The following is a 20,939-nucleotide window of genomic DNA, read 5'->3' as shown; positions in this document are numbered from 1 at the left end:
TCAGAGGCGCTTCTCGACGAGGACGACGTCCCGCCACTGGTCCGCCAGCGGGCCGTAGGTCATCCGGCCGAGGCGCTCGCGCGTGCCGACCACCCGGAACCCGGCGGCCGCGTGCACGGCGAGGCTCGTCGCGTTCTCGGGGAAGATGCCGGACTGCACGGTCCAGATCCCCTCAGCGCGGGCGTTCTCGAGCAGCGCCGCGAGCAGCGTCCGCCCGATGCCGCGGCCCTGCGCGGCAGGGTCGACGTAGACCGAGTGCTCGATGACGCCGGCGTAGGCGCACCGGTCCGAGACCGGGACGGCGGCCGCCCAGCCGAGGACCGTGCCGTCCTCGTCGACCGCGACGAGCCGGTGGGCCGGGAGCCGTGCCGCGTCGAACGCCTCCCACGTGGGCGGTGCGGACTCGAAGGTCGCGTGCCCGGTGGCGATCCCGGCGGCGTAGATGCGCTCGACCGCGGGCCAGTGCTCGGCGGTCAGGGGGAGCACCCTCATGAGGCCGCGCCCGCGGTCAGGTGCGTGCCGAGCTGGTGGGTGACGGCGTCGAGCGCTCCGGGCACCAGCGCGTAGTAGGCCCAGACACCCCGCTTGTCGCGGGTGACCAGGCCGGCGTCGACCAGAACCTTGAGATGGTGCGACACCGTCGGCTGGCTGAGGCCGACCGGCTCGGTCAGGTCGCAGACGCACGCCTCGGCGCCGTCGTGCGACGCGATGAGCGACAGCAGGCGCAGGCGGGCGGGATCGGCCAGCGCCTTGAGCACCTGGGACAGGTCGGCGGCCGCCTGCTCCGTGATCGCGTCGCGGGTGAGCGGGGTGCAGCACGCCCCGCCGGAGGCGGAGACGACGGGCAGGAGATCGAGAGCCATGGCACCAGTGTGCCTCAGACATTTACGTCTGTCGATATTGACAACCGTCGATGGGTAGGTCCATCTTGTCCATTGATGGTTGTCGATGCCTGAGGAGGCGGACGAGATGGACGAGGTGCGGGAGCAGGTGCGTCAGCGCTACGCGTTGGCGGCGGTGGAGACGCAGGCCGGGCTGGGTGGGTGTGGTGGCGACGGAGGCTGCTGCGCGCCGGGAGCGGTCGTCGACGTCGACGAGAAGTTCGGGGCAGGTCTCTACAGCGCGCAGGACGCCGTGAGCATCCCTGTCGAGGCGCTGGCCGCCTCGCTGGGCTGCGGGAACCCGCTGGCGGTCGCGGAGCTGAGGGCGGGCGAGCGCGTGCTCGACCTCGGGTCCGGTGGCGGGATCGACGTGCTGCTGTCGGCGCGTCGGGTCGGCCCGGAGGGGTTCGCCTACGGGGTCGACATGACCGACGAGATGCTCGACCTGGCCCGCGCCAACGCGGTCAAGGCGGGGGCAACCAACGTGGAGTTCCGCAAGGGCACCATCGAGGACCTGCCCCTGGACGACGCCACGGTGGACGTCGTCATCTCCAACTGCGTGGTCAACCTGTCCACCGACAAGCAGGCCGTGCTCGCGGAGGCGTTCCGGGTGCTCACGCCGGGCGGGCGGGTGGGGATCTCGGACATCGTCGCCGAGGACCACCTCACGCCGGAGCAGCGCGGCGAGCGCGGCTCGTACGTCGGCTGCATCGCGGGCGCCCTGTCCCGCACGGAGTACGTCGACGGACTGACCCGCGCCGGGTTCACCGACGCCGAGGTCACGTTCACCCACCAGGTCGCGGACGGCATGCACGGCGCCGTGGTCCGCGCCCGCAAGCCCCTCACCGAGGAGTAGGCCATGCACCCCGAGCTGTTCGCAGTCCTCTACGACGAGCGCGAGCGTGAGCTGGAGGCCGAGCTGCGGCGCCGGCTCCTCCTCGCGGAGCGCGCGCCGCGGCCGGTGCGCTCCTGGCGCCTGCCTCGGCTGACGCTCCGGGCGGCACCCACCGTCTGCTGCGTCCCGGCGTGACCAGCGCGGCCGCGGTCACCCGCGGCCGCGCCCCCGCCGCACCGCCCAGACACCCGCGCCGACGAGCGCTACGGCGAGCCCGCCGAGCACCGACGGCAGCGGCAGCGTGAGCGCGAGGACCACGCAGCCGACCAGCCCGAGAACCGAGACCCAGCGCGGCGGCCGGCCCTCGTCGGCCCGCAGGCGCAGCGCGCTGGCGTTGGTCAGGGCGTAGTAGGTGAGCACGCCGAACGACGAGAACCCGATCGCGCCCCGCACGTCCAGGGTGGCGACGAGCACGACGACGACGGCCGCGACGGCGAGCTCCGCCCGGTAGGGGACGCCGTGCCGTGGGTGGACCACTGCGAGGTACGGCGGCAGCTCGTGGTCGCGCGCCATCGCGAAGGCCGTGCGCGACACCCCGAGCACCAGCGCCAGCAAGGCTCCGAGCGACGCGGCGGCGGCACCGACCTGGACGACCGGGCTGAGGGCGGCCCACGACCCGGCCTCGACCACCGCGCGCAGGGGTGCGGCGGTCGCGGCCAGAGCGTCGGGCCCGACCGCGAGCAGCGCGCAGACGCCGACCACCAGGTAGACCACCAGCACGATGCCGAGCGCGAGCGGGATCGCCCGGGGGATCGTGCGGCGCGGATCGACCACCTCCTCGCCCAGCGTGGCGATCCGCGCGTACCCGGCGAACGCGAAGAACAGCAGCCCCGCGGACTGGAGCACGCCGCCGAGGTCGACGCCCGCGAGGTTCTCCGTCGACGCGGTCCCGCCCGCCACCGACGCGGCGACGACGACCGCGAGCGTCACGAGCGTGAGGGCGACGATCACCCGCGTGACCAGGACCGACTTCTGCACGCCCCGGTAGTTCAGCGCCGTGATCGCCACGACCGCGAGGATCCCGACCAGCCGGGTGTACCCGGGCGCGGCGTACGAGGCGAACGTCAGGGCCATCGCCGCGCAGCTCGCGGTCTTGCCGACGACGAACGACCAGCCCGCCTGGAACCCCCAGAACCGGCCGAGCCGCCGGCGCGCGTAGACGTAGGTGCCGCCCGACTCCGGGTACAGCGCCGCCAGCCGCGCCGACGACGTCGCGTTGCAGAACGCCACCACCGCGGCGATCGCCAGCCCGATCAGCAGCCCCGACCCGGCGGCCTCGGCCGCAGGCGCGAAGGCGGCGAACACCCCGGCGCCCAGCATCGCGCCGAGCCCCACGACGACCGCGTCGGCGACCCCCAGCCGACGGACGAGGGCGGTCACGCGCCGACGGGCTCCACGCCCAGCTCGTCGAGGAGGGTCAGGATCCGGCCGCGGATCTCGTCGCGGATCGGGCGCACCGACTCGATGCCCTGCCCGGCGGGGTCCTCGAGCACCCAGTCCTCGTACCGCTTGCCCGGGAAGAACGGGCACACGTCGCCGCAGCCCATGGTCACCACCACGTCGGAGGCCTGCACGGCCTCGGTGGTGAGCACCTTCGGCTGCTCCGTGCGGATGTCGATGCCGACCTCCGCCATCGCGTCGACCGCGATCGGGTTCACCTGGTCGGCCGGCATGGACCCGGCGGACAGGACCTCCACGGCGCCACCGGACAGGGCCTTCAGGAAGCCGGCCGCCATCTGGGACCGGCCGGCGTTGTGCACGCAGACGAACAGGACGCTGGGCTGGGTCATGACACTCCAAGGGTGGTGAGCAGGGTCTGGACGCGCGAGTCGATGTCGGCGCGGATCACCGCGACGCCGTCGGGGGAGGCGAGCGCGGGGTCGCCCACCGCCCAGTCCTCGTAGCGGATGCCGGGGTACACCGGGCAGACGTCGCCGCAGCCCATGGTCACCACCACGTCGGCGGCGCGGACGGCGTCGTCGGTCAGCGGCTTGGGGAAGCCGTCGGCCCCGAGCGCATCGAGCTCCGGGCGCACGTGCGTGTGGATGGCGGCGGCGGGCGACGAGCCGGCCGACCGTGCCAGGACCGCGTCGCCCGCGTAGCGCTGGAGCAGGGCCGCGGCCAGCTGCGAGCGGCCGGCGTTGGCCACGCACACGAAGAGCACGCGCGGGACGGTCGGCCCGCCGTCGATGCGCACCAGGTCGTCGAGGCGCTGCCGCGCGAACCGCTCGGTGAGGCCGACGAGGTGCGCCCGCGGACCGGTGCGCGCGAGCGCGGTCGAGGAGTCGCGGACGACGTCCCGGACCCGGGCGGCGTCGATCGTCGGGTACCGCGGGGCGAGGTCGGTGGTGATGCGGTCGAGGTGCCGGTCGAGGTCGGGGACGGCCTCCGCCGGACGTTCCTGCGCGGCCTCGAACGCTCCCAGGACCGCGCGGACCGCGCCACGGTGCTCCGGCGCGATCCGGTACCAGACCCACGTGCCGCGCCGCTCGGCCGTGACCAGTCCCGCGTCCTTGAGCACCTTGAGGTGGTGGGACACGGTCGGCTGCGACACCGACGTGAGCTCGCTGACGTCCTCGACGCACGCCTCGCCCGACGGGCTGGCGGCGATGAGCGAGAGCGCGCGCAGACGCAGCGGGTCCGCGAGCGCCTTGAGGGCGTGCGCGACGTACTCGGCGGAGTCGGCGCTCATCGCGGACGACGCCAGGGTGGTGGGCACGTGTCTATATTGATGGATCTCGATACAGCCGTCAACCTCCAGCGGCCCGCGCCGACTGCCGATGGGTCCGGGTAACCCCTCGACGGAAGGAGAGCCGTGCGCGGCCTTCGTACCGTGCTCGTCGTCGTCGGAGCGTTGCTGCTGTCGGCGTGCGGACCGGCCGGCGTCGAACGCGAGGCGCGTGCGATCACCCCGGTCGAGCAGCCCACGCCGACGGCGTCACCCACACCGAGCACCCCCACGACCGACCCGGCCGTCGAGGCGCGTTGGGCCGAGGCGATCGAGGCCGCCTACTACGCCATGGAGTACGTGCTGGAGCCTGCCGACCTTCCCGCGATCTCGGCCGCCTGGGGCGCAGCAGTCACCGCGCAGTTCGGTACGGGCACCATCACCGTGGACCCCGCGCTGTTCGCGCCGGTCACGAACGAGTGGGGCATGACGGAGGCGCTCGACAACGGGGTCACCGTCATCGGTGGCGACCCGGCGGCCGTGCGCGTCGGCATGGCCGCCGCCGCTGCACGCTTCTTCGCCGTCGACGCCGAGGGCGTGGAGCACGCCGACGCCGAGGCGCTCGACGTCGCCGAGGGCAGGATCCTCGACTACGTCAGCGATCCGACCGACGACGGCACCGGCCTGGGGTACTGGATCGACACCGAGGGCGTCGGCTACCCGGAGGCGGCTCGGACGATGATGACGATCCTCGTCGAGGAGCTGGAGCGCGCCGGCGTGACGGAGGCGCGGCTGGTCCCCCTGGCGGGACCCTCCGCGACCGGCTGAGGCTCAGGACGCCGCCGGTGCGTCCAGCTCGTCGGTGTGCGCCACGTGCCGCAGCTGGTGCCAGATGAGCACGACGAAGATCGCGGACCCGACGAACGCGAACCAGAACGGCGCGGTCACCCCGTACCGCTGCGCGAGCAGCCCGCCGATGCCCGCACCGAGCACCAGCCCGCCGTACACCCCCACCAGGTTCACGCTCCCGACCCGCCCCTGGAGCTCGGTCGGCACGGCCCGCTGCCGGATGGTCACCGAGGTGGTGCCCCAGACGAACGCGTGCGCGCCGAACACGAAGAACACCACCAGGGCGAACCAGGCCGTCGTCGTGAGCGCCAGCGCGAGGTGCGTGAGGGTCTCGACGATGAGCCCGATCCGCATGAGGTTGGCCAGGCTGACCCGCCGGGTGATCCAGCCGTAGGACACCGTCCCGACCAGCCCGCCGACGGCGCCGACCGTGGTGATCAGCCCGAACCCGATCGCCCCGAGCCCCAGCCGCTCGCGTGCGTACAGGACCAGCACCGACCACGCCGCCCCGAAGGTCACGTTGAAGATGAGGATGGTGAGCACCAGGGTCCGCACGGCCGCGTGGTGCCGCACCCAGCGGACGCCCTCGGCGATGTCGTGCCGCAGGTGGGTGGTCCGCGGCTCGGTCAGGTGCGGCGGCAGCGAGATCCGCGAGACGAGCACGGCTCCGGCAGCGACCAGCAGCGCGTCGGCGGCGAACGGCCACGCCTGCCCTGCCGCGAACAGGAACGCCCCCAGAGGCGGGCCGACCAGCTGGTTCACGGTGACGAACCCGGCCAGGATGCGGCTGTTCGCCAGAGCCAGGTCGTCGCGCTGGACCAGCATCGGCACCATCGTGCCCGAGGCGTTGTCTGCGAACGTCTCCGCGGTGCCGAGCAGGAACATCGCCACCAGGACGAGCGCGATGGTGGCCACGTCGAAGGCCACGGCGGCGGCCAGCAGGATCAGGACGACGGTACGCAGCGAGTCGACGAGGATCACCAGCCGCCGCCGGTCCAGCCGGTCGGTGAGCGCGCCCGCCCACAGGCCGAACAGCAGCGGCGGCAGCCACTGGAGCAGGGCGGCGAGCGCGACGAGGAACGCGTCCTCGGTGCGCGACGCCACGAGCAGGGGACCCGCCGCGATGACGATGCCGTCGCCGAGGTTCGAGCTCCACGACGAGGCCAGCAGCCACCGGAACCCGGTGCCCAGCCTGCGCGGGACGACGACGTCGACGATCCGGCTCACAAGGGCGAGACGGTAGCCGACGCCGGCGTGCGGGTCACCCGAGATCTCTTGCGGAGCCGCGGTACCAGGCGACGAACGCCTCGCCGGGCTCACCGACGTGCCGGCGCAGCGCGGACCGGTCCAGGGTGATCGGCCGCCGGTCGAGCCAGCTGGCCTTGGGCAGGCCGGGAGTGCCCTGCGGCACCGGGAGGTAGTCGCGTCGGCCGGTGCGGTCCCGCGACGTGAACCGGGCGACCTCGCACGACCCGCCCAGCACGGACAGGACCAGCACGGGCCGGTCCTTGCTGCCGGTGCCGTCCTCGAACGGCACCTGCGCGAACCACACCTCGCCGGGCCGGGGTGCTGCACCTCGTGGCCGGCGCGCCGGCGGTAGGCGGCGCGGCCGGACCAGCCAGCCGATCAGGAGGACGGCGGCGATGACGCCGACGGTGGCCCAGGGGTGCTCCGCCGGCAGCTGGGCGATCTCGCTCACGCGTGCGAGCGTAGGGCCCGCTCAGAGCGACGAGAAGCCACCGTCCGACGCGATGGTCTGGCCGGTCACCCAGTCGGCCTCGTCGCTGAGCAGCCACGCGACCAGCCGAGCGGTGTCGGCCGGGGTGCTCCACCGGCCACCGGGGCTGCGGGCGGAGACGGCCGCGCGCGCCGCGGCGTCGGCGTACCCGGTGTCGTTGGGTCCGGGGTTCACGCAGTTGACCGTGATGCCGCGGGGCATGAGGTGCACGGCGAGGCTCGCCGTCAGCTCGTGCAGGGCGGCCTTCGACGCGATGTACGGCAGCTCGTCGGGCATCGCGCCCCGGTACTGCCCGGAGGTGAAGACGACGACCCGCCCGCCCGGGGACCCGTCGTGCCGAGCGGCGAACGCCTGGACCAGCAGCAGGGTCGCGCGGGTGTTCACCGCGTACGAGAGGTCGATCTCGTGGGCGGTCAGCTGCTCCAGGTTCTGCCCGGAGCTGCGGGCGTGGTTGGCCACGACGGCGTCGAGCCGCCCGAACGCGGAGTGGGCGGCGGCGACGAGCGCGTGCGGGGCTTCCGGGTCGGCGAGGTCCGCCGCGACGTGCTCGACCGTCCCACCGGCCGCGCGCAGCTCGGCGACCAGGGCGTCGACCCCGCCCTCGTCGGCACCCCAGGGCTGCTCTGCGTCGTGCGGCGACCAGGTGTGCAGCAGCAGCGCGGCGCCGTCAGCCACCAGCCGACGGGCCACCCCGGCGCCGATCGCGATCCGGCGACTGGTGCCGGTCACCAGGACCACGCGTCCGGCGAGTGCGGGCATGACCGACCTCCTGTGCTCGGGCGGGCGTCACTCTGGCAGGGGACGGGTCAGGAGCACCACTCGATTGCGAGGGTCACCGCACCGGTTCGGCCTCGCGGGCGGAGACCGGGACGAGTGCGAGGGTCGGCCGGGGGTCCGTGGCCAGGCGCGCGTGCGTCTCCACGTGGAACCGGTCGCTGCCGTACCGCAGCTTGGACCGTGCGATCCCCTCGGCGGAGAACCCCGCGGCGGAGGCCACCCGGCAGGAGGCGGGATTGTTCACGCGGTGACCGAGCTCGAGCCGAAACAGGCCGAGGGTGTCGAACGCGTACGCGGCGACCGTGGCGAGCGCGCGCGACGCCAGGCCGTGGCCGCGGCGGCTGGCCGACACCCAGTAGGACGCCCACGCGGTGTCGTGCCGGCGTTCGATGTGGCTGAGGGCGACATGGCCGACGGCGGTCCCGTCGACGCGGATGGCGAACGCGGCCGTCCCGTCGTCGTTGGTGAGGTACCGCTCGATGTAGCTGCGGGCCGCCGGGGGCGTGCCGAGCGCCCCGTTTCCGAGCTGGACCGCCAGGTCGGGGCTCTCCCGCACGGCGGCGGCGAGGGCCTCGTCGTCGTCGATCGACCACGGGCTGAGCGTCACGTTCATGCGGCGGGGTCCAGCAGGGCCTCGAACGGCGCCGTCGCCACGACACCCTCGACCGCGCGCACCAGGTCGTCGTCCAGCGTCACCAGGTAGTCGGCCTGGAGCCGTGTGAGCGCGACGTACTCGGCGGCGAACGTCGACTCCCAGCCGAGCTCGTCGGCGATCTTCCAGGCGGTGCCCCGCAGGACGCCGTCGCCGAGCAGCCGGATCTTCAGCCGGTTCAGGCGCGCGAGCCGCTCGCGGGCGTCCACGGACGTGAGCTCGCCGCGGTGGACGGCCTCGTGCATCGCGGACAGCGCCTGCGAGCGCAGCAGGGTCGGGGCCAGCAGCTCGTGGGCGTCGGGCACGGGGGTGTCCGCCGCCGCGAGCCGGAGCGCGGCAGCGGCGTCGACGACGAAGCGGGTCATCGGAGAATGGTCGCACCGTGGTGTGACACGTGCTGTCATCGAGTCATGTTCCTGAGACGCCGACCATGACCAGCACCGTCCTCATGCGGTCCCTGAGCTGGCTGCACCGCGCGATCGTCGGGCTGACCCGCGGCCGGTTCGGCGGCGAGCTGGTCGGGCTGCCGTCGCTCGAGCTGGTGACGGTCGGACGCCGGTCGGGCAGGCCGCGCTCGTCGATGCTCACGGCGCCGGTGACCCTGGGGGAGACGCTCGTGGTCGTCGCGTCGGCCGGGGGGAACGACGAGCACCCGTCCTGGTTCCTCAACCTGCGCGACCACCCCCAGGTGCGCGTGGCGGTCGGCGGCGGTCCTGCCCGCCCGATGCTGGCTCGGGTGGCGACGCCCGACGAGCGCGATCGGCTCTGGCCGCGGATCGTCGAGGCGCTGCCCAACTATGCGCGGTACCAGGAGCGGACGTCCCGCGTGATCCCGGTCGTCCTGCTGGAGCCCGTCTGAGTGTCGGCGCTCGCCGCTAGGGTCGCGCCATGATCCGGACGCTGGCGGTGGAGGGGTATCGCAGCCTGCGCTCGCTGGTGGTCGGCCTGGACGGCCTGACGGTGGTCACCGGTGCCAACGGGAGCGGCAAGACGAGCGTCTACCGGGCGCTGCGCCTGCTCGCGGAGGTGGCCCGGGACGGTGCCGTCTCCTCGCTGGCGCGCGAGGGCGGGATGCGGTCCGCGGTGCACGCGGGTCGCCGCTCGGAGGGGCCGGTCGCGGTCCGGCTGGGCATCGCCACCGAGGACCTCTCGTACGCGATCGACCTGGGCCTGCCGCAGCTGGGACCGTTCAAGCTCGACCCGGAGATCAAGTCCGAGGTGGTCTGGGCCGGCCCGGTGCTGCGACCGTCGACGGTCCTGACCGAGCGCACGGGCTCGCGCGTCCGGACGCGGGACGACGACGGCGCGTGGGCCACCGTGCCGCTCACCGTGAACGCTCACGAGTCGGTGATGGCGCTGCTCGCGGACCCGGCCGCCACCCCGGACCTGTTCGCGCTGCGGGAGCAGGCCCGACGCTGGCGCTTCTACGACCACCTGCGCACGGACGGCGACAGCTCGGTCCGAGGACCCGGCGTCGCGACGTACACCCCGGTGCTGTCCGCGTCCGGCGACGACCTGGCGGCGGCGCTGCTGACGATCCAGCTCGCGGGCGACGCGGACGCGCTCCAGGCGTCGGTCGACGTCGCGTTCCCCGGGTCACGCGTGGTGGTCACCGAGGACGACGACGGCGCCTGCCGGGTCGCGATGACGCAGCCCGGCCTGCGCCGACCCCTCTCCGCAGCCGAGCTCTCGGACGGCACGCTGACCTTCCTGCTGCTCGTCGCCGCGGCCCACGCCACCCGCCCGCCGGACCTGCTGGTGCTCAACGAGCCCGAGTCGAGCCTGCACCCCAGCCTCATGCCGGCCGTCGGCGCCCTGATCGCCTCCGCGGCGGAGCGCTCGCAGGTGCTCGTCGTCACGCACGCCGGGGACCTGGTCCGGGCCCTGCGGGGAGCGGGCGCGACGACGATCGAGCTGACCAAGGGCGCGGGCGGGGCGACGTCCGTGGAGGGCGCCGGGGTCCTCGACGGCCCGGCGTGGACGTGGCCGAAGCGATGAGCGAGGCGTACTGGGACGAGCAGGCGGCGACGTACGACCGCACCACCGCGTTCCTCGAACCCCGGCTGTTCGCGCCCGCGCGGCAGTGGATCGCCGACCGCGTCTCGGGCCGGACGCTCGAGGTCGGCGTCGGCACCGGGGCCAACCTGCCCTACTACGCCGACCGCGTCACCGACCTGACGCTCACCGACGTCAGCGCGGCCATGCTCCGGGCGGCCTCCGCTCGCGCGACAGCGGTCGGTGTCCCCGCCCGGCTGGTCCAGGCCGACTCCGCGCACCTGGACCTGCCGGACGCTTCGTTCGACACCGTCGTGAGCACGCTGGCCCTCTGCTGCGTCGACGACGAGCTCGCCGTGCTGCGGGAGCTCGCGCGCGTGCTGCGGCCGGGCGGTCTGCTGCTGATGGCCGACCACGTGGAGTCGTCCGCCCGGCTCGGACGCGGGGTGCAGGGGGTGCTCGAGCGCGTCAGCCCTCGTCGCGCGGGGGAGCACTTCCGCCGGCGCCCCCTGCTGCTCCTGGAGCCGGCGGGGCTGGAGCTCGTCGAGAGCGCGGCGTCGAGGTGGCGGCTGGTCGAGCGGCTGTCCGCGAAAGTCGTCGGGTCATGATGTCGATCCCGTGCTTCCGCCGCTCGACTGACGGGTGAGAGGGTCCGACGGGGACCCACGACACAGCCAGGAGACGACCGTGAAGTACATGCTGATCATGCGCGCGACCGACGAGGCGCTCGCCTCGTTCCAGAGCATCGAGTTCGACGAGATCATGGAGGCGATGGGCCGCTTCAACGCCGAGATGATCTCCGCCGGCGTCCTGGTCGCGGCGGAGGGTCTGGACGACGCGGCGCAGGGGGTCGTCGTCGACTTCTCCACCGAGCCGCCCGTCGTCAGCGACGGCCCGTACGGCGAGACCAAGGAGCTGTTCGGCGGCTTCTGGATCCTCGATGTCGCGTCCAAGGAGGAGGCCGTCGAGTGGGCCAAGCGCGCACCGATGACGGGCCCCGGCCAGAAGACCGAGATCCGCCGGGTGACGAGCATCGAGGACTTCCCGCAGGACAACGAGTGGATCCAGAAGGAGCGCGCGTGGCGGGAGCGGAGCGGGCAGCTCTGACCGGCGGTCAGGCGAGCGAACCCGTGGCGGGAGCGGAGCGGCCTGCTCTGACCGGCTCCGGCTCGGGTCGCGACGCCGTGGAGGCCGTCTGGCGGATCGAGTCGGCGCGCATCGTCGCCACCCTGGCCCGGTACACCGGGGACTTCTCGCTCGCGGAGGACCTGGCCCAGGAGGCGCTTGCCGCGGCGCTCGTGGCGTGGCCGCGCGAAGGGGTCCCGAGCAACCCCGCCGGCTGGCTGCTCACGGTCGGGCGACGTCGCGCGATCGACGCCTACCGTCGTCGGTCGGCACTCGACGAGCGGTACACCCTCCTCGCCCGCGACCTGGGCGAGGAGGGTGCCGACGACTGGGACCCCGACCGGATCGACGACGACGTGCTGGCCCTGATGTTCATCGCGTGCCACCCGGTGCTCTCGCGAGAGGCGCAGGTCACGATGACCCTCCGAGTGGTCGGTGGCCTGACCAGCGACGAGATCGCCCGCGCGCTCCTGGTGCCGACGGCCACGGTCCAGGCCCGGATCACCCGCGCCAAGAAGACGCTCGCGGCGGCGCAGGTCCCGTTCGGCGTGCCGCCCGCCGACGAGCGCCGCGCCCGCCTCGCCTCCGTGCTGCACGTCCTGTACCTGGTGTTCACCGAGGGCTCGTCGGCCACGTCCGGCGCCGACTGGATCCGGACCGACCTGGCCCATGAGGCGATCCGCCAGACCCGCGTCCTGGCGCAGCTCGTGCCCGACGAGCCCGAGGTGCAGGGGTTGCTCGCCCTCCTGGAGCTCACCGCCGCACGCTTCCCGGCGCGGGTACGTACCGACGGTGAGCCGGTGCTGCTCGAGGCGCAGGACCGCCGGCGGTGGGACCGTGCGGCGATCCGTCGCGGGCGGGCCGCCCTGGCGACCGCCGGCCGCGTGGGCAGGGGGCTCGGGGCGTACGGCGTCCAGGCGGCGATCGCCGAGTGCCACGCGGTCGCGCCGTCCGTGCAGGCCACCGACTGGGACCGGATCGTCCTGCTGTACGAGGCCCTCGGCCGCCTGGCACCGTCCCCCGTGGTGGAGCTCAACCGGGCGGTGGCGGTCTCGATGGCGCAGGGTCCGGCGGCGGGACTGCCGCTGGTCGACGAGCTCGTCGCGACCGACCGGCTCGCCGGGTCGCACCTGCTGCCGAGCGTCCGCGGCGAGCTGCTGACCCGGCTGGGCCGGACGGAAGAGGCGCGGCGTGAGCTGGAGCTGGCGATCCGGCTGTGCGGGAACGCGCGGGAGCGCGGCGTGCTGGAGGGCAAGCTCGCCGCGCTCACGCGCTGATCCTCACCGGCCCAGGTGCGCCCAGCGCCGGACCGCGAGCGTGCCGAAGATCGCGACGAGCACGACCGGCCAGGAGCACCACGCCTACGACCCGCCGCGCGTTCGAGTTCGGTCTGACACGGCTGCTCGACGGCATCGCGGTCCTGGTCGAGGGGACGAACCGGTCATAGTCTCGGCCCATGCTCATCCTCGGACTGATCCTCTTCGGCATGCTGATCGGCGCACTGGCGCAGCTGATCCTCGGCAAGGAACGTGGCGGGGTCGACTGGTCCATGGCGATCGTCGCCGGGCTCGTCGGGTCGTTCGTCGGGGGGCTGCTGGCCAGCCTGCTCTCCGGCGACGGGCTGGCGTTGCGCCCGAGCGGGATCATCGGCTCGATCGTCGGCGCCCTGATCGTCACCGCGATCTGGCGCGGCACCCGCGGTCGCGCCAAGGCCTGACGGCCGGACGCGCGAGAACGGCAGTCCCCCGCGAGAACGTCACTCTGAACTGACGTTCTCGCGGGGAGCTGCCGTCCTCGTCGAACCGTCGGACCGTCGAACCGTCGAACCGTCAGCCCGTCGCGCAGGTGGCGCCCGGCGTCGTCGTGCTGCCGTTCTTCATGATCGTGACGCCGAACGTGTTGCCGGCGCCGTTCGGCCGTGCCTGACGGGTGGTGCCGCTGCCGCTGAGCGTCGCGTTCCAGCTGTTCTGCACGCTCTGGCTGCCCGACAGGTTGAGCGTGACCACCCAGCTGCTGCTGCCGCTGACCGTGTAGCTCACGTTGAACCGGTCGGACCACTCGTCACCGCGTGCAGCCGTGACGGTGCAGGAGCCGGCCGGCGGGTTCGTCGTCCCGCCACCGCCACCGCCGGCGCTGGACGGTGCGACCGCCCGGCCCGTGCTGCTCGAGATGTGCCCGGTGCAGAGGTTCCGCGACTTCAGGTCGTTCAGGATGTTCGGCAGCGCCTGCTGGGTCGCGGCCGGCCAGTCGTGCATGAGGATGATCTGGCCGTTGGTCAGGCGGGCGGCCGCCTGCCGGATGGCGTCGGCGCTCGCGTTGTTCCAGTCGTTCGAGTCGACGTCCCAGATGATCTCGCGCAGGCCGAGCGAGGACTCGACGTTCTTGAGGGTCTGGTTGGTCTCGCCGTACGGCGGCCGGAAGATCGTCGGGGTGACCCCGGCGGTCTGCTGGATCGCGGTCTGGGTGCGCGAGAGCTGCGACTGGATGTCCGACTGACTGAGGTTCACCAGGTGCGGGTGGTCCCAGCTGTGGTTGCCGATCTGGAGGCCGGCGTTCTTGTAGGCCTGCATGAGCGACGCGTTCGACTGGGCGTTCGAGCCCGTGGGGAACACGGTCGCGGTGGCCCCCGCGTTGCGCAGGGTGGAGATGAGCTGGTTGGTGGTGCCGGTGTTCGGGCCGTCGTCGAACGTCAGGCCCACGTAGCCGGCGGAGCAGCTCGACGTCGCCGGCGGTGGGGTCGTCGTGCCCCCTCCGCCGCCGCTGGACGTGCCGCAGGTGGCCGACGGGGTCGTGCTGTTGCCGTTCTTCATGATGGTCACGCCGAACGTGTTGGAGCCGGTCGAGGTGACGGTCCGGGTGGAGCCGCTGCCGCTGACGGTCGCGTTCCAGCTGTTCTGCACGCTCTGGCTGCCGTTGAGGTTCAGCGTCGCGGTCCAGGAGGTGGCGCCGCTCACGGTGTAGTTCACGTTGAACCGGTCGGACCACTCGTCTGCCCGGGTGGCGGTGATCGAGCAGCCGCCCGTGCTGGGCGGCGGCGTGGTGGTGCCTCCGCCCCCGCCTCCGGTGCCCTCGCTGACGGTGATGTTCGAGTTGCCGCTGCTCTGGTAGCCCTCGGTCGCCATGATCATGTAGTTGTGGTTGCCGAGGTTCATCCCCTTGCTGGCCCACGCGTCGAAGTGGTTGCCGGACGTGATGGTGCCGCCCGTCTTCTTCGACTGCCGCACGCTCCAGTACTGGTAGAAGGTCGAGTGGTCGCCCTCGATGGAGGGCTTGTCGACGCGCTGGGTGCGGTAGATGTCGTACGTGCCGCCGTCGCTGTTCACGGTGCCCATGAACGTGCCGGTGGGCCGGTAGGTGCCCCAGTTGTCGACGATGTAGTACTCGACGAGCGGGCTGGTGGTCCACCCGTAGAGGGTCAGGTAGGCGTTGCCGGACGGGTTGAAGCTGCCGGAGTAGCTGACGGTCTTGCGTCCGCCCGTCTGCCAGCCCTTGCCGGCGACGAAGTTCCCGGTGTTGCTCCACTGGGTGGAGTACTGGCCGCCCGACCCCAGGTCCATCGAGACGGAGCCGGGGCTGTCGGTCCAGAACGAGTAGAAGAACCCGTTGTTGGTGCCCGTGCCGTTGGACGAGATGGCGCTGGCGGAGGTGGCGACGGCGAGCCCGGTGACGACCATCGCGGCCGCGGCGCCGAAGGCCACCAGAGCGCGGAACGAGCGGCGTCGCGGCAGTGCGCCGTGCCGCAGAGCGATACTATCGGACATCCTGCACTCCTTTGTGCGTGGGGAGCTGCGCGGAGGTCCGTCGAGCGACGTCCGCGCCGTCACGACACACTCGCTGCTGCGGGCGTCGATAACGTTATCGACGCCAGTGTGCAGGCGAGATCCTGCCCCGGGAACACCTGGAGGAACGAACGAACCGTTTAGGTTCGTGTGAAGGCGCTTGGCTCCGAAAGTATCGAGCGACGCCTAGGGCTCGTGACGCAGCAGGTCCCCCGGCTGGCACTCCAGCACCGCGCAGAGGGCCTCGAGGGTGGTGAACCGGACCGCCTTGGCGCGGCCGTTCTTGAGCACGGCGAGGTTGGCGGGGGTGATGCCGACGCGGTCGGCCAGCTCGCCGACAGACATCTTGCGGCGGGCCAGCATCACGTCGACGTCGACGACGATCGGCATCAGATCACCTCGTCGAGCTCGGCGCGCAGGGTGGTCGCCGTCGAGTCGAGCACCATCGCCTTGGCCAGCAGCACCCGCAGGACCAGCACCAGCAGGGCGATGCCGGCCGTGCCCATGCCGGCGATCACGACGAGCAGGACGATCCCCGGCGCAACCGCCTCGCCCGGTGCCAGAACGAACGACAGGACCATCGCCAGCAGGGTGGCCGCGACCGCGGCGCCGATGATGACGTCGACGTACCGGAACGCCGCGGTGCTGAACACGGTGTCGCGCCGGACCATGGTGAGCAGCTGCCACACGCACACGAGCGCCGCCTGCACGGCCAGCACGCCCAGGAACCCGACGACCACCACCGGCCAGCGCAGGTGCGCCACCGCGGCGCCGCCGTCGTCGATGTCGCGCCCGATGGCCGGGATGATCATGATCTGCACCGCCAGCAGGCCGGCGAACATCAGCACGATCACCACCCGGAGGGCGAGGATGGCCAGTCGGCTCATGGCAGTGCTCCTTGGTGGCGATCTATCGATTAACGAGAGAAACCTATCGATAGACCGCCGCCAAGGCAACGGTCAGCTGACCGCCTTCTTCACGAGCTCGCCGATCTGCTTCTCCTCCGCGGCCGTCAGGCCGGTGAGCGCGAACGCCGTCGGCCACAGGGTGCCGTCGTCGAGGTTCGCCACGTCGTTGAAGCCCAGCGTCGCGTACCGCGTGTTGAACTTCGACGCCGCCTGGAAGAAGACGAGCACCTTGCCGTCCTTCGCGTAGGCAGGCTGGCCGTACCAGGTCTTGGGCTCGAGCTGCGGGGCGACCTCCGTGACGATGGCGTGGATCCGCTCCGCCATCGCGCGGTCGGCTCCGGCCATCTCGGCGATCTTCTCGAGCAGGTCGGCCTCGCCGTTCGCCTTGCGCCGCGACTCCTTGGCGCGCTCCTTGATCGCGGCGCGCTCCTCCGCGGTGAACCCCTCGGACTCCGTGCTCGTGGCCTTCGCCATCATCGCGTTCCTCTCTGGATGGTTGCCGCCCACCCTAGGGAGCGGCCGTGACCGCGGCTTCTCCATCCCTGCTCGATGCGGCAGCACCCACGTAGGCGGCCAGGTGCTGGCCCGTGAGCGTGGGCCGGCCGGCGACCAGGTCGGCCGGCGTGCCCTCGAAGACGATCCGGCCGCCGTCGTGGCCGGCGCCGGGACCGAGGTCGATGATCCAGTCGGCGTGCGCCATGACCGCCTGGTGGTGCTCGACGACGATCACCGAGGTGCCGGAGTCGACCAGCCGGTCGAGCAGGCCCAGCAGCTGCTCGACGTCGGCCAGGTGCAGGCCGGTGGTGGGCTCGTCGAGGATGTAGATGCCGCCCTTGTCGCCCATGCGCGTGGCCAGCTTGAGCCGCTGGCGCTCGCCGCCGGACAGGGTGGTGAGCGGCTGCCCGAGACTCACGTAGCCGAGACCGACGTCGGCGAGCCGGACGAGGACCGCGTGAGCCGCCGGCGTACGCGCCTCTCCCGTGCCGAAGAACTGCTCCGCCTCGGTCACCGACATCGCCAGCACCTCGCTGATGTCGCGGCCGCCCAGGTGGTGCTCCAGCACCGAGGCCTGGAACCGCTTGCCCTCGCACAGCTCGCACGGGGTGGCGACGCCGGCCATCATCGCGAGGTCCATGTAGATGACCCCGGCTCCGTTGCAGCTGGGGCACGCGCCCTCGGAGTTGGCGCTGAACAGGGCCGGCTTGACGCCGTTGGCCTTGGCGAACGCCTTGCGGATGGGCTCGAGCAGGCCCGTGTACGTGGCCGGGTTGCTCCGCCGCGACCCCTTGATGCCCGCCTGGTCGATGGACACGACGCCCGCACCGGTCGGCATCGACCCGTGGATGAGCGAGCTCTTGCCGGAGCCGGCCACGCCCGTGAGCACGACGAGGACGCCGAGCGGGATGTCCACGTCGACGTCGCGCAGGTTGTTGGTGGTGGCGCCGCGGATCTCGAGCGTCCCGGTGGGCGTCCGGACCGACTCCTTCAGGGACGCCCGGTCGTCGAGGTGGCGTCCGGTGATGGTCCCGCTGGACCGCAGCCCGTCGAGGCTCCCCTCGTAGCAGACCGTGCCGCCCGCCGACCCTGCGCCCGGTCCGAGGTCGACCACGTGGTCGGCGATCGCGATGGCCTCCGGCTTGTGCTCCACGACGAGCACGGTGTTGCCCTTGTCCCGCAGGCGCAGGAGCAGGGCGTTCATCCGCTGGATGTCGTGCGGGTGCAGCCCGATGGTGGGCTCGTCGAACACGTACGTCACGTCCGTGAGCGACGAGCCGAGGTGCCGGATCATCTTGGTGCGCTGCGCCTCGCCGCCCGAGAGCGTGCCCGACGAGCGCTCCAGCGAGAGGTACCCGAGCCCGATGCTGACGAACGAGTCGAGCAGCTCGCGCAGTGCCGTGAGCAGGGGAGCGACGGACGGCTCGTCGAGCCCCCGCACCCACTCGGCCAGGTCGCTGATCTGCATCGCGCAGGCGTCGGCGATGTTGACCCCGCCGATCTTCGACGAGCGCGCGCCCTCGTTGAGTCGCGTCCCGTTGCAGTCCGGGCACGTGGTGAAGACGACGGTCCGCTCCACGAACGCGCGGATGTGCGGCTGGAGGGCCTCGACGTCCTTGGCGAGGAACGACTTCTGGATCTTCGGGATCAGCCCCTCGTAGGTGAGGTTGATGTTGTCGACCTTGATCTTGGTCGGCTCCTTGTAGAGCAGGTCGTGCAGCTCCTTCTTCGTGAACTTGCTGATCGGCTTGTCCGGGTCGAAGAAGCCCGAGCCGCTGAAGATGCGCCCGTACCAGCCGTCCACGCTGTAGCCGGGGATGGTGAGCGCGCCCTCGTTCAGCGACTTGCTGTCGTCGTAGAGCTGCGTGAGGTCGAAGTCGGTGACCGAGCCGCGACCCTCGCAGCGGGAGCACATGCCACCCGTGATCGAGAAGCTCCGGCGCTCCTTGGTGGTGGTGCCGCCCTTCTCGATGGTGACCGCCCCGGCGCCCGAGATCGACGCGACGTTGAACGAGAACGCCTGCGACGAGCCGAGGTGCGGGACCCCGAGCCGGCTGAACAGGATGCGCAGCAGCGCGTTGGCGTCGGTCGCGGTGCCGACGGTCGACCGGATGTTGGCGCCCATCCGCTCCTGGTCGACGATGATCGCCGTGGTCAGCCCGTCCAGGACGTCGACGTCCGGCCGCGCGAGGGTGGGCATGAAGCCCTGGACGAAGCTGCTGTAGGTCTCGTTGATCATCCGCTGCGACTCGGCGGCGATCGTGCCGAACACCAGCGAGCTCTTGCCCGAGCCGGACACCCCCGTGAACACCGTGAGCCGGCGCTTCGGGATCTCGATGCTGATGTCCTTGAGGTTGTTCTCGCGCGCTCCGTGCACGCGGATCCAGTCGTGGCTGTCGGCGATATGTTCCGTCTGCACCATGGGCGTCACGCTAGCGCCGGGTGGTGACATCGCAGAGTGCTCAGCTGAGCCTCGCGACCTGGGCGTCCAGGTACCGGCGCTCCGCCACGTTGATCGCCCGGCCGGCCGCCCGCCTGTAGTGCGCGAGCGCGAGGTCGGTCTCGCCGGCGCGCTCGTGCAGGTAGGCGCGCAGCTGGTCGACGCGGGGGAGGGCGTCGTCGATGCCGTCGAGGATCGCCAGACCCGCCGACGGCCCGTGGACCATCGCCGCCGCGACTGCGCGGTTCAGCGTGACCACGGGGCTGCCCGTCATCCGCTCGAGCAGCTCGTACAGGGCGAGGATCTGGGGCCAGTCCGTCGCGTCGGCGTCGGGAGCCCGGTCGTGGATCGCGGCGATGGCCGCCTGGAGCTGGTACTCGCCGACCGCCCCCCGTCCGATCGCGCCGTCGAGCAGCGCGGTCCCCTCGGCGATCCGGGCGTGGTCCCACAGGCTCCGGTCCTGGTCGGCCAGCGTCACCGGGGTGCCCGACGGGCCGGTCCGTGCGGCCCGGCGCGCGTCCGTCAGGAGCATGAGGGCGAGCAGGCCGCTGACCTCGGCGTCGTCCTCGGCCGCCTGCACCAGCCGCGCGATGCGGATCGCCTCGTCGGACAGGTCGACGCGGGTGAGGTCGTCGCCGGCGCTCCCCGTGTAGCCCTCGTTGAACATCAGGTAGAGGACGCGCAGGACGCTGCGCAGCCGCTCCGGGCGCTCGTCCGGCGCGGGCATCGAGAACCGTTCGCCCGCCACCCGCTGCTTGGCGCGGCTGATCCGCTGCGCCATCGTCGCCTCCGGCACGAGGAACGCCCGCGCGATCTCCGCGGTCGTCAGGCCCCCGACCGCCCGCAGGGTCAGCGCGATCGCCGAGGTGGGGGTCAGCACCGGGTGGCAGCAGAGGAACAGGACGGTGAGGGTGTCGTCCTCCTGCGCGGCACCGCCGGACGCGGGCTGTGCGGCAGCACGGCGCTCGCGGTCCCGGCGGGCGACGTCGCGGCGCCACCGGTCGACCATCCGTCGCGACGCCGTCTGGAGCAGCCAGGCTCGCGGCCGCGCCGGGATCCCGTCCGCGGGCCAGTGCTGCGCCGCGGCGAGCAGCGCCTCCTGGACCGCGTCCTCCGCGGCGTCGAAGTCTCCCCACCGTCGCGCGAGCGTGCCGAGGACCTGCGGCGCCAGCTCGCGCAGCAGGTCCTCGATGTCGTGGGGGACGTTCAGCGGGCGTCGCTCGCCGTCTCGAGGAACGCGTTCATCTCCTCGACGTCCGACGGCCCGTTCTCCATGATCCGACGCACCTGGATGGGCTGCTGCGTCGGGACCCCGCCGCGCCCCGGCACCGCGGACACCAGCGCGGCGATCTCCAGCGCCCGCGCCTCGGTCTCCGTCTCGACGATCTGGTAGCCAGCCACCCACTCCTTGAACTCCTGGAACGGCCCGTCGGTGACGACGGTCGTCGCACCGTCCGACGTCACGACCTTCGCCAGGTCGGGGCCGGTGAGGATCTCCCCGCCCACCAGCTCGCCGCTCTCGATCAGCCCTCGGTTCAGGCGCCCGTAGTAGTTGAGGTGCTCAGCGACCTCGTCGTCGGTCCAGGCCGACATCGGCGCGTCGTCGGGACCGCTCTGGAAGTCCACGATCAGCAGGTACTTGGCCATGACTGCTCCTTCGTCGTCGTGCCCAGACTGGCACTCTCACCCGAGGAACGGAGCCGTCCCGCGTTTCTCTACGTGGTCGGGTGGAGTAGT

General features: G+C 72.4%; 26 protein-coding genes. 9 read left to right on the top strand and 17 right to left on the bottom strand.

Translation table 11 applies throughout. The features are described from left to right. Both ACO06A_RS07090 and ACO06A_RS07085 read right to left on the bottom strand, forming a co-directional pair. Positions 1–492: a GNAT family N-acetyltransferase gene (locus ACO06A_RS07090; protein WP_421735317.1), complete on the bottom strand. Its 492-nt coding sequence runs from the start codon at positions 490–492 to the stop codon at positions 1–3. After that, positions 489–863, bottom strand: a complete 375-nt coding sequence (locus tag ACO06A_RS07085) for an ArsR/SmtB family transcription factor (protein WP_421735316.1) — start codon at positions 861–863, stop codon at positions 489–491. The genes ACO06A_RS07090 and ACO06A_RS07085 overlap by 4 nt, the downstream gene beginning before the upstream one ends. Positions 864–969: 106 nt before the next feature. Here ACO06A_RS07085 and arsM point away from each other — a divergent pair, with 106 nt between their 5' ends. Together arsM and ACO06A_RS07075 are read left to right on the top strand one after the other, a co-directional pair. Next, positions 970–1,737, top strand: coding sequence for an arsenite methyltransferase (arsM, locus tag ACO06A_RS07080; RefSeq protein ID WP_421736034.1), 768 nt, complete (start codon positions 970–972; stop codon positions 1,735–1,737). Positions 1,738–1,740: 3 nt separating this feature from the next. Beyond that, on the top strand, positions 1,741–1,911 hold the full coding sequence (locus ACO06A_RS07075; protein WP_421735315.1) for a hypothetical protein: 171 nt from the start codon (positions 1,741–1,743) through the stop codon (positions 1,909–1,911). A gap of 15 nt (positions 1,912–1,926) precedes the next feature. Here ACO06A_RS07075 and ACO06A_RS07070 read toward each other — a convergent pair whose 3' ends face one another. From ACO06A_RS07070 to ACO06A_RS07060, 3 genes are read right to left on the bottom strand one after another with little or no spacing between them, the layout of a single operon-like run. Beyond that, on the bottom strand, positions 1,927–3,156 hold the full coding sequence (locus ACO06A_RS07070) for an APC family permease (protein WP_421735314.1): 1,230 nt from the start codon (positions 3,154–3,156) through the stop codon (positions 1,927–1,929). Further along, a complete protein-coding gene (locus ACO06A_RS07065; RefSeq protein WP_421735313.1) occupies positions 3,153–3,566 on the bottom strand; it encodes an arsenate reductase ArsC in 414 nt (137 codons plus the stop codon). The genes ACO06A_RS07070 and ACO06A_RS07065 overlap by 4 nt, the downstream gene beginning before the upstream one ends. Beyond that, complete coding sequence (locus tag ACO06A_RS07060) at positions 3,563–4,468, bottom strand: metalloregulator ArsR/SmtB family transcription factor (RefSeq protein WP_421736033.1); 906 nt, start codon at positions 4,466–4,468, stop codon at positions 3,563–3,565. Before ACO06A_RS07060 ends, ACO06A_RS07065 begins: the two co-directional genes overlap by 4 nt. A 123-nt stretch (positions 4,469–4,591) precedes the next feature. Between ACO06A_RS07060 and ACO06A_RS07055 the strand changes: the two genes are divergently transcribed. Then, positions 4,592–5,272 (top strand): hypothetical protein, encoded by a 681-nt coding sequence (locus ACO06A_RS07055; RefSeq protein WP_421735312.1) that lies wholly within the window; start codon positions 4,592–4,594, stop codon positions 5,270–5,272. Between the two features lie 3 nt (positions 5,273–5,275). Here the strand turns inward: ACO06A_RS07055 and ACO06A_RS07050 are convergent, their stop codons facing one another. From ACO06A_RS07050 to ACO06A_RS07030, 5 genes are all read right to left on the bottom strand, one after another. Next, positions 5,276–6,520 carry an MFS transporter gene (locus ACO06A_RS07050; protein WP_421735311.1) on the bottom strand — a complete coding sequence of 415 codons (1,245 nt, stop codon included), beginning with the start codon at positions 6,518–6,520 and terminating at the stop codon, positions 5,276–5,278. 34 nt (positions 6,521–6,554) lie between these two features. Then, positions 6,555–6,992 carry a hypothetical protein gene (locus ACO06A_RS07045; protein WP_421735310.1) on the bottom strand — a complete coding sequence of 146 codons (438 nt, stop codon included), beginning with the start codon at positions 6,990–6,992 and terminating at the stop codon, positions 6,555–6,557. A 21-nt stretch (positions 6,993–7,013) separates the two neighbouring features. Beyond that, entirely contained in the window at positions 7,014–7,790 is a 777-nt protein-coding gene (locus tag ACO06A_RS07040; protein ID WP_421735309.1) for an SDR family oxidoreductase, read from the bottom strand. 73 nt (positions 7,791–7,863) lie between these two features. Beyond that, positions 7,864–8,421, bottom strand: coding sequence for a GNAT family N-acetyltransferase (locus ACO06A_RS07035; RefSeq protein ID WP_421735308.1), 558 nt, complete (start codon positions 8,419–8,421; stop codon positions 7,864–7,866). Beyond that, positions 8,418–8,825, bottom strand: a complete 408-nt coding sequence (locus ACO06A_RS07030; protein ID WP_421735307.1) for a type II toxin-antitoxin system VapC family toxin — start codon at positions 8,823–8,825, stop codon at positions 8,418–8,420. Before ACO06A_RS07030 ends, ACO06A_RS07035 begins: the two co-directional genes overlap by 4 nt. A gap of 65 nt (positions 8,826–8,890) precedes the next feature. On the opposite strand from ACO06A_RS07030, the gene ACO06A_RS07025 reads away from it, so the two are divergent. The 6 genes from ACO06A_RS07025 to ACO06A_RS07000 all read left to right on the top strand — a co-directional run bounded on the left by ACO06A_RS07025 (position 8,891) and on the right by ACO06A_RS07000 (position 13,297). Continuing rightward, positions 8,891–9,319: a nitroreductase/quinone reductase family protein gene (locus tag ACO06A_RS07025; RefSeq protein WP_421735306.1), complete on the top strand. Its 429-nt coding sequence runs from the start codon at positions 8,891–8,893 to the stop codon at positions 9,317–9,319. A gap of 29 nt (positions 9,320–9,348) precedes the next feature. Next, the gene (locus ACO06A_RS07020; RefSeq protein ID WP_421735305.1) at positions 9,349–10,458 is read left to right on the top strand and encodes an AAA family ATPase; all 1,110 of its coding nucleotides are present in this window, start codon (positions 9,349–9,351) and stop codon (positions 10,456–10,458) included. Then, positions 10,455–11,063, top strand: a complete 609-nt coding sequence (locus tag ACO06A_RS07015) for a class I SAM-dependent methyltransferase (RefSeq protein ID WP_421735304.1) — start codon at positions 10,455–10,457, stop codon at positions 11,061–11,063. Before ACO06A_RS07020 ends, ACO06A_RS07015 begins: the two co-directional genes overlap by 4 nt. Positions 11,064–11,151: 88 nt before the next feature. Continuing rightward, positions 11,152–11,562 (top strand): YciI family protein, encoded by a 411-nt coding sequence (locus ACO06A_RS07010; RefSeq protein WP_421736032.1) that lies wholly within the window; start codon positions 11,152–11,154, stop codon positions 11,560–11,562. Positions 11,563–11,585: 23 nt separating this feature from the next. Further along, on the top strand, positions 11,586–12,857 hold the full coding sequence (locus ACO06A_RS07005; protein ID WP_421736031.1) for an RNA polymerase sigma factor: 1,272 nt from the start codon (positions 11,586–11,588) through the stop codon (positions 12,855–12,857). Positions 12,858–13,036: 179 nt separating this feature from the next. After that, entirely contained in the window at positions 13,037–13,297 is a 261-nt protein-coding gene (locus ACO06A_RS07000) for a GlsB/YeaQ/YmgE family stress response membrane protein (RefSeq protein ID WP_175349306.1), read from the top strand. Between the two features lie 112 nt (positions 13,298–13,409). Here ACO06A_RS07000 and ACO06A_RS06995 read toward each other — a convergent pair whose 3' ends face one another. From ACO06A_RS06995 to ACO06A_RS06965, 7 genes are all read right to left on the bottom strand, one after another. After that, positions 13,410–15,341, bottom strand: coding sequence for a glycoside hydrolase family 11 protein (locus ACO06A_RS06995; RefSeq protein ID WP_421735303.1), 1,932 nt, complete (start codon positions 15,339–15,341; stop codon positions 13,410–13,412). Positions 15,342–15,545: 204 nt separating this feature from the next. Then, positions 15,546–15,749, bottom strand: a complete 204-nt coding sequence (locus ACO06A_RS06990) for a helix-turn-helix domain-containing protein (RefSeq protein ID WP_056087253.1) — start codon at positions 15,747–15,749, stop codon at positions 15,546–15,548. Then, positions 15,749–16,246, bottom strand: a complete 498-nt coding sequence (locus tag ACO06A_RS06985) for a DUF2975 domain-containing protein (protein ID WP_421735302.1) — start codon at positions 16,244–16,246, stop codon at positions 15,749–15,751. The genes ACO06A_RS06990 and ACO06A_RS06985 overlap by 1 nt, the downstream gene beginning before the upstream one ends. A gap of 72 nt (positions 16,247–16,318) precedes the next feature. After that, positions 16,319–16,741 carry an iron chaperone gene (locus tag ACO06A_RS06980; RefSeq protein WP_421735301.1) on the bottom strand — a complete coding sequence of 141 codons (423 nt, stop codon included), beginning with the start codon at positions 16,739–16,741 and terminating at the stop codon, positions 16,319–16,321. Positions 16,742–16,775: 34 nt separating this feature from the next. Beyond that, positions 16,776–19,184, bottom strand: a complete 2,409-nt coding sequence (locus tag ACO06A_RS06975) for an ATP-binding cassette domain-containing protein (protein ID WP_421735300.1) — start codon at positions 19,182–19,184, stop codon at positions 16,776–16,778. Positions 19,185–19,224: 40 nt separating this feature from the next. Next, the gene (locus tag ACO06A_RS06970) at positions 19,225–20,412 is read right to left on the bottom strand and encodes an RNA polymerase sigma factor (protein WP_421736030.1); all 1,188 of its coding nucleotides are present in this window, start codon (positions 20,410–20,412) and stop codon (positions 19,225–19,227) included. Then, on the bottom strand, positions 20,409–20,849 hold the full coding sequence (locus ACO06A_RS06965; RefSeq protein ID WP_421735299.1) for a YciI family protein: 441 nt from the start codon (positions 20,847–20,849) through the stop codon (positions 20,409–20,411). Before ACO06A_RS06965 ends, ACO06A_RS06970 begins: the two co-directional genes overlap by 4 nt. Between the last annotated feature and the right edge of the window lie 90 nt (positions 20,850–20,939).

Source organism: Cellulomonas sp. (assembly GCF_965229465.1).
GTDB lineage: Bacteria > Actinomycetota > Actinomycetes > Actinomycetales > Cellulomonadaceae > Cellulomonas.
The sequence above is the reverse complement of the archived record's forward strand: the minus strand, read 5'-3'. Positions and strand labels throughout refer to the sequence as shown.

Excerpts from the sequence above, each read along its gene's own strand:
- ACO06A_RS07035 (WP_421735308.1), bottom strand. The coding sequence starts at position 8,421 with ATGAACGTGACGCTCAGCCCGTGGTCGATCGACGACGACGAGGCCCTC.
- ACO06A_RS07030 (WP_421735307.1), bottom strand. The coding sequence starts at position 8,825 with ATGACCCGCTTCGTCGTCGACGCCGCTGCCGCGCTCCGGCTCGCGGCG.
- ACO06A_RS06975 (WP_421735300.1), bottom strand. The coding sequence starts at position 19,184 with ATGGTGCAGACGGAACATATCGCCGACAGCCACGACTGGATCCGCGTG.
- ACO06A_RS07010 (WP_421736032.1), top strand. The coding sequence starts at position 11,152 with ATGCTGATCATGCGCGCGACCGACGAGGCGCTCGCCTCGTTCCAGAGC.
- ACO06A_RS07015 (WP_421735304.1), top strand. The coding sequence starts at position 10,455 with ATGAGCGAGGCGTACTGGGACGAGCAGGCGGCGACGTACGACCGCACC.
- ACO06A_RS07075 (WP_421735315.1), top strand. The coding sequence starts at position 1,741 with ATGCACCCCGAGCTGTTCGCAGTCCTCTACGACGAGCGCGAGCGTGAG.
- ACO06A_RS06990 (WP_056087253.1), bottom strand. The coding sequence starts at position 15,749 with ATGCCGATCGTCGTCGACGTCGACGTGATGCTGGCCCGCCGCAAGATG.
- ACO06A_RS06980 (WP_421735301.1), bottom strand. The coding sequence starts at position 16,741 with ATGGCGAAGGCCACGAGCACGGAGTCCGAGGGGTTCACCGCGGAGGAG.
- ACO06A_RS07085 (WP_421735316.1), bottom strand. The coding sequence starts at position 863 with ATGGCTCTCGATCTCCTGCCCGTCGTCTCCGCCTCCGGCGGGGCGTGC.
- ACO06A_RS06985 (WP_421735302.1), bottom strand. The coding sequence starts at position 16,246 with ATGAGCCGACTGGCCATCCTCGCCCTCCGGGTGGTGATCGTGCTGATG.
- ACO06A_RS07090 (WP_421735317.1), bottom strand. The coding sequence starts at position 492 with ATGAGGGTGCTCCCCCTGACCGCCGAGCACTGGCCCGCGGTCGAGCGC.
- ACO06A_RS06965 (WP_421735299.1), bottom strand. The coding sequence starts at position 20,849 with ATGGCCAAGTACCTGCTGATCGTGGACTTCCAGAGCGGTCCCGACGAC.
- ACO06A_RS07020 (WP_421735305.1), top strand. The coding sequence starts at position 9,349 with ATGATCCGGACGCTGGCGGTGGAGGGGTATCGCAGCCTGCGCTCGCTG.
- arsM (WP_421736034.1), top strand. The coding sequence starts at position 970 with ATGGACGAGGTGCGGGAGCAGGTGCGTCAGCGCTACGCGTTGGCGGCG.
- ACO06A_RS07065 (WP_421735313.1), bottom strand. The coding sequence starts at position 3,566 with ATGACCCAGCCCAGCGTCCTGTTCGTCTGCGTGCACAACGCCGGCCGG.
- ACO06A_RS07000 (WP_175349306.1), top strand. The coding sequence starts at position 13,037 with ATGCTCATCCTCGGACTGATCCTCTTCGGCATGCTGATCGGCGCACTG.
- ACO06A_RS07060 (WP_421736033.1), bottom strand. The coding sequence starts at position 4,468 with ATGAGCGCCGACTCCGCCGAGTACGTCGCGCACGCCCTCAAGGCGCTC.
- ACO06A_RS06995 (WP_421735303.1), bottom strand. The coding sequence starts at position 15,341 with ATGTCCGATAGTATCGCTCTGCGGCACGGCGCACTGCCGCGACGCCGC.
- ACO06A_RS07025 (WP_421735306.1), top strand. The coding sequence starts at position 8,891 with ATGACCAGCACCGTCCTCATGCGGTCCCTGAGCTGGCTGCACCGCGCG.
- ACO06A_RS07040 (WP_421735309.1), bottom strand. The coding sequence starts at position 7,790 with ATGCCCGCACTCGCCGGACGCGTGGTCCTGGTGACCGGCACCAGTCGC.